A 6,601-nucleotide genomic window follows, 5' to 3' on the forward strand; every position below is an offset into this window, starting at 1 on the left:
GGGACCCTTTTACTTTTTTAGCGCCGATAAGCGTTTATTTGCCTTTGAATACCGGCTTACGTTTTTCCAGGAATGCCCTGATCCCTTCTTCATTATCCGCCGAACTGCCTGCGATCTGCTGGCAGTAGGCCTCATAATCCAGCACCTTATCCAGGTCTTCTGTCATTCCCTTGTTCAGTAACTTTTTCAGTAACCCGATTGCTTTGGTAGGAGCCGCTGCATAATACGCCGCTTCTTCGGCAACCGCGGTATCCAGGTCTGCTGCCGGAACTACTTTATTCACCAATCCCAGCTGCAGGGCTTCGGCAGCGGAGATCTTCGTTGCTTTGGTAGCCAGTTCAAAGGCCCGGTGATATCCTACTGTCCGGGGCAGGAAGTAAGAAGAGCCTGAATCCAGTACCAGTGCAATGTTGATGAATATCTCTATCATGCTGGCTTCCTCGCTGGCGATAATAACATCGCAGGCCAGGGCGATGGAGCATCCCGCGCCGGCGGCCACGCCGTTTAACCGGCAGATGACGGGTTTAGGCATTTGCCGTATGGCGCGGATGATCGGGTTGTAACGCAGGCGGAGGGATTCGCCTAAATCGCGCTTCCCTCCTTCCATGGCGGCTTTAAGGTCCTGACCACTACTGAAAGCTTTCCCGGCGCCGGTTAAAACTACCACTCTCACTGTTTCGTCCTTTTCCACTTTCTTCAAAGCATCCTGCAATTCATAGCTCTGCGGATCATTAAAGGCGTTGTATACTTCAGGCCTGTTTAGTGTGATGGTAGCAATACCATCCCGGATTTCCAATAGTAAAGTCATTGTTTTGGTGTTATTTGATTATAAAGTCTCTTTCAGCCAGTTGAAGAACTCCCTTTGCCAAACAATTGCGTTCTGCGGTTTCAGCACCCAGTGGTTTTCTTCAGGGAAGTAGAGGATCTTGCTCTTGATCCCTTTCAGCTGGGCGAGCTGGAATGCCTGCAAGCCCTGCTCAATAGGCACCCGGAAATCGATGCCGCCCTGGATAATTAAGATCGGCGTATTCCAGTTATTGGCGTATTCGCTCGGGTTAAAGTGCTTATAGATGTTGGCATTGGCCGGGTCCCAATATGCTCCTATATCCCAGTTGGCAAACCAGAGTTCTTCTGTAGTGCCATACCAGCTTTTAAGATCGAACAGGCCATCGTGGGCAATGAAGGTCTTGAACCGGTTTCCGTGCACTCCTGCCAGCATATAAACAGAATAACCGCCGTAGCTGGCGCCAACTGCACCCAGGCGGGACCTGTCTACATAGCTTTCTTTGCTTACCTCGTCAATTGCGCTCAGGTAGTCCATGATCGGTTGTCCGCCCCAGTTCTTACTGATAGCTTCATTCCATTCTACTCCATGGCCCGGCATGCCTCTCCTGTTAGGCGCAACAACAATATATCCCTGCGAAGCCATCAGCTGGAAGTTCCACCTGTAGGAATAGAACTGTGATAAAGCAGATTGAGGGCCGCCCTGGCAATAGAGCAGGGTCGGGTATTTTTTTGCAGGGTCAAAATCCGGCGGGAAGATCACCCAGGTAAGCATTTCTTTTCCGTCGCTTGTTTTGATCCAGCGTTTTTCCACTTTGCAGGAACCGATCCTGGAGTAGATGTCATTGTTTACGTTGGTGAGCGGAGTAACGGTTCCTTTATTCAGATCAACTTTAAATAATTCGGCGGCGTGGTTCATATCTGTACGGGAAACTACCATGGTGTTTCCTGCCTGGTCCAGTATACCGTTGATATCGAAATCGCCGCTGGTGACCTGGCGTATATGCTTTTCGTTTGTTTGTGCCAGGTCTTTCTGGAGGCTGATCTCCAGCAGTTGTTCTGTTCCTTTTATTACTGCGAGGAAGTATATTTTTTTACCATCTTTACTGAAACGGGCGGAAGATACGGTGCCGTCCCATCCCTTGGTCAGGTTGGCTTTTTGGCCGGTAGCCCGGTTGAGGACGATGATATCGTTTTTATCTGCTTCATAACCGTCGCGGGCCATGCTTAACCAGAGCAGGTATTTGCCGTCGGTGCTGAAAACCGGGGCTACATCGTACCCCATCATGCCTTCTGAGAGATTGCGGGTTGTTTTTGCAGCCAGGTCGTATTCGTATATATCGGTATTGGTGCTGATCGCATAGTCTTTACCGTATTTTTTCTTGGTTACATAGATGATGCTTTTGCCATCAGGGCTCCAGATCATATCTTCCGGGCCGCCGGAAGGCATTTGCGGGCAGTCGTGCGGTTCATCTTTCATGATATCCACAGGCGTGCCTACGGTACCATTTTCGTAGCTGGCATAGAAAACATGGGAGAAGTTGCCGTCTTCCCAGGTATCCCAGTGCCTGTAGTTCAGGTTGTCGTATATCTGGACGTTGGATTTGGGCAGGTCGGGATAATGGTCGACGCCTGATATCTTTTTGATCTTAACCTCGTTGGAAAAGAGGATATGTTTGCCGTCGGGGGAGATGCGGATATTCTGCATTCCTCCTTCTACATTGGTCTTTTGCACAACAGAAGAGCCATCGGCATTCATTTCGTACCATTGGCCTTTCAGGGAAAACCCTATTTTATTGCCCGGCAGAACGGCCACATCGCCTTCAGCGCCGGGAGTTTGGGTCAATTGGCGAGGCGATCCTCCTGCTAACGGGATAGCATAGAGGTTTTTCTCACTTTTATTTTCTGCCAGATTGATCTGAGATACGCCATAGATCACTGTCTTTCCATCGGCACTCAAGGCCTCTCCGCTTACTCTGCCCAGTTGCCAGAGCAATTCGGGAGTCATCTTATCCTGGGCTGTTGCCATAGTTGATATGAATAATCCTGTCAGTAAAAAAGATTTATACATGATTGCAGTAAATTGTTTTGGATCGGGTAAATGTAGGAAGAAAAGCGGATTTAGCCAGTGGCGCTTTTTTTAGGGGATCGGGCAAATTCTTGTAAATTTGCAGCAAATACAGAAACAACTTGATAGAGAAAAAACAAGTAGTACAAAAAGAAGAAAGAGCTGTTATTGTTGGAGTGATCACCCGGGAACAGACAGAGCGCCAGGTTAATGAGTTCCTGGATGAACTGGAGTTCCTGGCGGAGACGGCCGGAGCTGTCACTGTAAAAAGGTTCACACAACGCCTGGCGCATCCCGACAGGGCAACTTTCGTAGGAAAGGGGAAACTGGAAGAGATCTTCCAGTTCATTGCCGGCAGGGATATTTCTATCGTGATCTTTGATGATGAGCTTACAGGCTCTCAGATTGCCAATATTGAAAAAGTACTGAAAGTAAAGGTTATCGACCGTAGTGACCTAATCCTGGATATATTTGCCCGCCGCGCCCGCACGGCGCAGGCTAAGGTGCAGGTAGAGCTGGCGCAGTACCAGTATATCCTGCCGCGATTGCGTGGTATGTGGAGTCACCTGGAGCGCCAGGGAGGCGGTATTGGTAGCCGTGGTCCGGGTGAAACCGAGATTGAAACGGACCGTCGTATCGTTAAAGACAAGATCGCATTGCTCCGCAAGCGGCTGGAGGAAATCGACCGGCAATCGCTTACCCAGCGTAAGGAACGGGGAGAATTTATCCGCGTTGCTTTGGTCGGGTATACGAATGTGGGCAAGAGCACTATTATGAACTTGCTCAGCAAAAGTGAAGTTTTTGCAGAGAATAAGCTGTTTGCAACCCTGGATACCACAACCCGTAAAGTGGTATTTGAGCAAACGCCTTTCCTGCTGAGCGACACAGTAGGGTTTATCCGCAAACTTCCTCACCATCTTGTAGAGAGCTTTAAATCGACCCTCGACGAGGTAAGGGAAAGCGATATCCTGATACATGTAGTAGATATTTCACATCCGCAATATGAAGAGCAGATTGAAGTGGTGAACCGTACCTTACAGGAGTTGAAAGCATTTGAGAAGCCAACGATCATGATCTTTAACAAGATGGACCTTTATGAGGCCAATACCTTCGATAAATGGCTGGAGCCGGAGGTGAAAGAAGAGATCCTGGCAACTTTAAAGCGCGACTGGGAGGTTAAAACCCAGGGTAACTGCGTGTTTATTTCGGCGTTGGAACGGCGGAATATCGATGAGCTGCGGAAAACCATTCTCGAAAAAGTGATCCAGCAATACCGGGAGCGTTACCCTTATAAAACCGAATTCTTTTATTAATGGCTAAAGAATTGTCCTGGTACCAGGTAGATGAAACGAATCTTCCCTTAACAGAAAAAGATATCCAGGTTATAGAAGTAAATGGCAAAAAGATCTGCTTTACCCTTTACCAAGGGCAGCTTTTTGCATTTGCCTATAAGTGTCCGCATGCTGGAGGGATTATGGCCAACGGCTTTATAGATGCTATCGGTAACGTGGTTTGCCCTTTGCACCGGTATAAATTCAGCCTGAAAAACGGCTACAATACCAGTGGGGAGGGGTATTATCTTAAAACTTACCCGTTGGAAAAGCGGGAAGACGGGTGGTGGTTAGGGTTAGAAAAAAGTGGGTGGTTTTGGTAGTGTAAAAGTTTTTTATTCGTTGAATTCCTTTGTGGTAGCGGTTTTGATAGAAATGAACTAAATTTTTTTAAATAAGATTTTGCAGAAATAAAAATTTATCTATTTTTGCAATCCCAAATCGCGCAAACGATTAGGGAAAGATAGAAGGTTATTCCTCCTTAGCTCAGTTGGTTAGAGCATCTGACTGTTAATCAGAGGGTCGCTGGTTCAAGTCCAGCAGGGGGAGCCATACTAGACTGGTCGGCAATTTTGCCGACCTTTTTATTTTTGGTTGCTTGGAAAACCTTGTTATTACTGGTTATTAGCTGGAACACCTCATTCACTTGACCGGTTCGAAATGAATTATTTTCATAAGTCAATTTTCCTGGGAAAATCGAACCTATGAGCTTTTGTTTTACTTCCAGAGGTGCCTGATCATAATAGTGTTGAATATTTCCAACAACTGACAGGCCGAAAGACAGATATTTTTTAAAGGGCGTTTTTTCCATTTTTTTATCTGTGATCTCTTTGTTTAGGGTTGCCATTTCTGAAGTGTAGCGTTCTTTAATGGCTACATATTCAGCAATAGGTAATCTTTCATCAAAATAGTCGTCCTCTACTTTTTTGATACGTTTCTGTATTAGTGTAATTTTTCCCTGCAAATCCTGAATAGCCTTCAACCGCTCTAAATCATCTTTCTTAAAGACATCTTCTAAAATATGTTGGTATAATTCTGTAATTTCTTCCGGTACTACCAAAGAGCGCAAGAAAGAGTCAAAATCGCTGTGGATACCGTCTGTCCCATATCTGATCTTACAGCTATTATTTATACAGTGATAGTAATGGTAAATCTGCTTATTTCTGCTTCGTGAACCACTGGCAGTAAGACCACCACCACATTTTGGACATTTAAGGTACTGCCTTAGTGGATACGTATTTGTTCGGTTTAAGCCGAAATTGAAATTTGGCTTTTTGCCTTTCAATATATCCTGAACAGTATTAAAAGTACCTTCATCAACAATTGCAGGGTGAGCGCCTATAACATCATAGGCCGCCTCTTTTTTATATTCTGCAATATGTATTTTTCCTATGTACGCGACATTGCGTAACAAATTCAAAAATGCTTGTTTGCCCTGGTAGATACCTTTAGGTTTTAATTTCTTTCTTACTTCCTCAGCAGAATAAACGCCAGTAGCCATCAAATCAAAAGCCTCTTTAACCAATGCGGCTTTATCATTGGGAACTAATGTGGATTTTTCGTTAACATCTCGAAAGTTATCATACCCAAATGGCGGTGTTCCCGTCCAAAAGCCTTCCTGCCTTGATCTACGGGAAGCCTCTTTTGTACGGATTGCATTTTTATCATTTTCAACCTCTGGAATGGTAAGGTATAAAGCCAACAATACCTTATTTTCAGGAATACTTAAATCCAATGGCTGCTCTGTAGCATCCACTGTAATGCCCCAACTGCCTAGTTCACGTATTACTTTTAGTGCTTCTTCTGCATTTCTAGTAAACCGGTCCCATCTTAGGAATAATATAGTATCAACCTGATTTTTATTTGCTTTCAGAAATGCTATTAATTTTAACCACTCTGGCCGGTCGAAAGTCTTTGCGGAGTGATCTTCACGTATAATCTGTACTATATTATAACCTTTAAGGTTGCAATAAGTTTTAATTGCAAGCTCTTGGTGATTAAGGCTATATCCACTCCTTGCTTGTTCATCAGTTGACACTCTGGTGTAAATGATTACATTCTTTCTCATGGTAAGTGTGGAGTTGCTAACTTAGTCGGCAGATCAAGTTAAGAACAATAAAATATCTTAATTTTGAAATAATGATTAAAGTCCGTAGAAAGTACGATCGCATTTTTAAAGAGCGAGCAGTTGAATTAAGTAAAAACAGGAAGAATCTTTCTGAGCTAGCTCGTGAGTTAGGAATCTCTGCTGCCCAATTATATAAGTGGCGTAAAGAGTCAGAAGAGTTTGGATCAGGAAGTTTCCCGGGGAATGGAAATATGAAGCAAACGCCAGAACAAGAGCGGATTAGTTTCTTGGAGAAAAAACTTAAAGACTCAGAACTGGAACTAGAAATACTAAAAAAGGCCATAGGCATCT

At 44.9% G+C, this 6,601-nt stretch carries 6 protein-coding genes and 1 tRNA gene; 4 read left to right on the top strand and 3 right to left on the bottom strand.

Going from position 1 to position 6,601, the window contains the following annotated elements; genetic code table 11:
- Positions 1–34: 34 nt before the first annotated feature.
- Both BLV62_RS24435 and BLV62_RS24440 read right to left on the bottom strand, forming a co-directional pair.
- Positions 35–808 (bottom strand): enoyl-CoA hydratase-related protein, encoded by a 774-nt coding sequence (locus BLV62_RS24435; protein WP_089765180.1) that lies wholly within the window; start codon positions 806–808, stop codon positions 35–37.
- 18 nt (positions 809–826) lie between these two features.
- The gene (locus BLV62_RS24440) at positions 827–2,854 is read right to left on the bottom strand and encodes a S9 family peptidase (protein WP_089765182.1); all 2,028 of its coding nucleotides are present in this window, start codon (positions 2,852–2,854) and stop codon (positions 827–829) included.
- Between the two features lie 119 nt (positions 2,855–2,973).
- Between BLV62_RS24440 and hflX the strand changes: the two genes are divergently transcribed.
- From hflX to BLV62_RS24455, 3 genes are all read left to right on the top strand, one after another.
- The gene (hflX, locus tag BLV62_RS24445; protein ID WP_089765183.1) at positions 2,974–4,164 is read left to right on the top strand and encodes a GTPase HflX; all 1,191 of its coding nucleotides are present in this window, start codon (positions 2,974–2,976) and stop codon (positions 4,162–4,164) included.
- Positions 4,164–4,505 carry a Rieske (2Fe-2S) protein gene (locus BLV62_RS24450; RefSeq protein WP_089765185.1) on the top strand — a complete coding sequence of 114 codons (342 nt, stop codon included), beginning with the start codon at positions 4,164–4,166 and terminating at the stop codon, positions 4,503–4,505. The genes hflX and BLV62_RS24450 overlap by 1 nt, the downstream gene beginning before the upstream one ends.
- A gap of 152 nt (positions 4,506–4,657) precedes the next feature.
- Positions 4,658–4,734, top strand: a tRNA-Asn gene (locus tag BLV62_RS24455).
- Here BLV62_RS24455 and BLV62_RS24460 read toward each other — a convergent pair.
- Positions 4,697–6,250, bottom strand: a complete 1,554-nt coding sequence (locus BLV62_RS24460) for a recombinase family protein (protein WP_089765187.1) — start codon at positions 6,248–6,250, stop codon at positions 4,697–4,699. The genes BLV62_RS24455 and BLV62_RS24460 overlap by 38 nt on opposite strands.
- A 71-nt stretch (positions 6,251–6,321) precedes the next feature.
- On the opposite strand from BLV62_RS24460, the gene BLV62_RS24465 reads away from it, so the two are divergent.
- Positions 6,322–6,601: transposase (locus tag BLV62_RS24465; RefSeq protein ID WP_139170386.1), on the top strand; the 280-nt coding region annotated here is incomplete at its 3' end.

This window comes from Chitinophaga terrae (ex Kim and Jung 2007) (assembly GCF_900107795.1).
GTDB lineage: Bacteria > Bacteroidota > Bacteroidia > Chitinophagales > Chitinophagaceae > Chitinophaga > Chitinophaga terrae.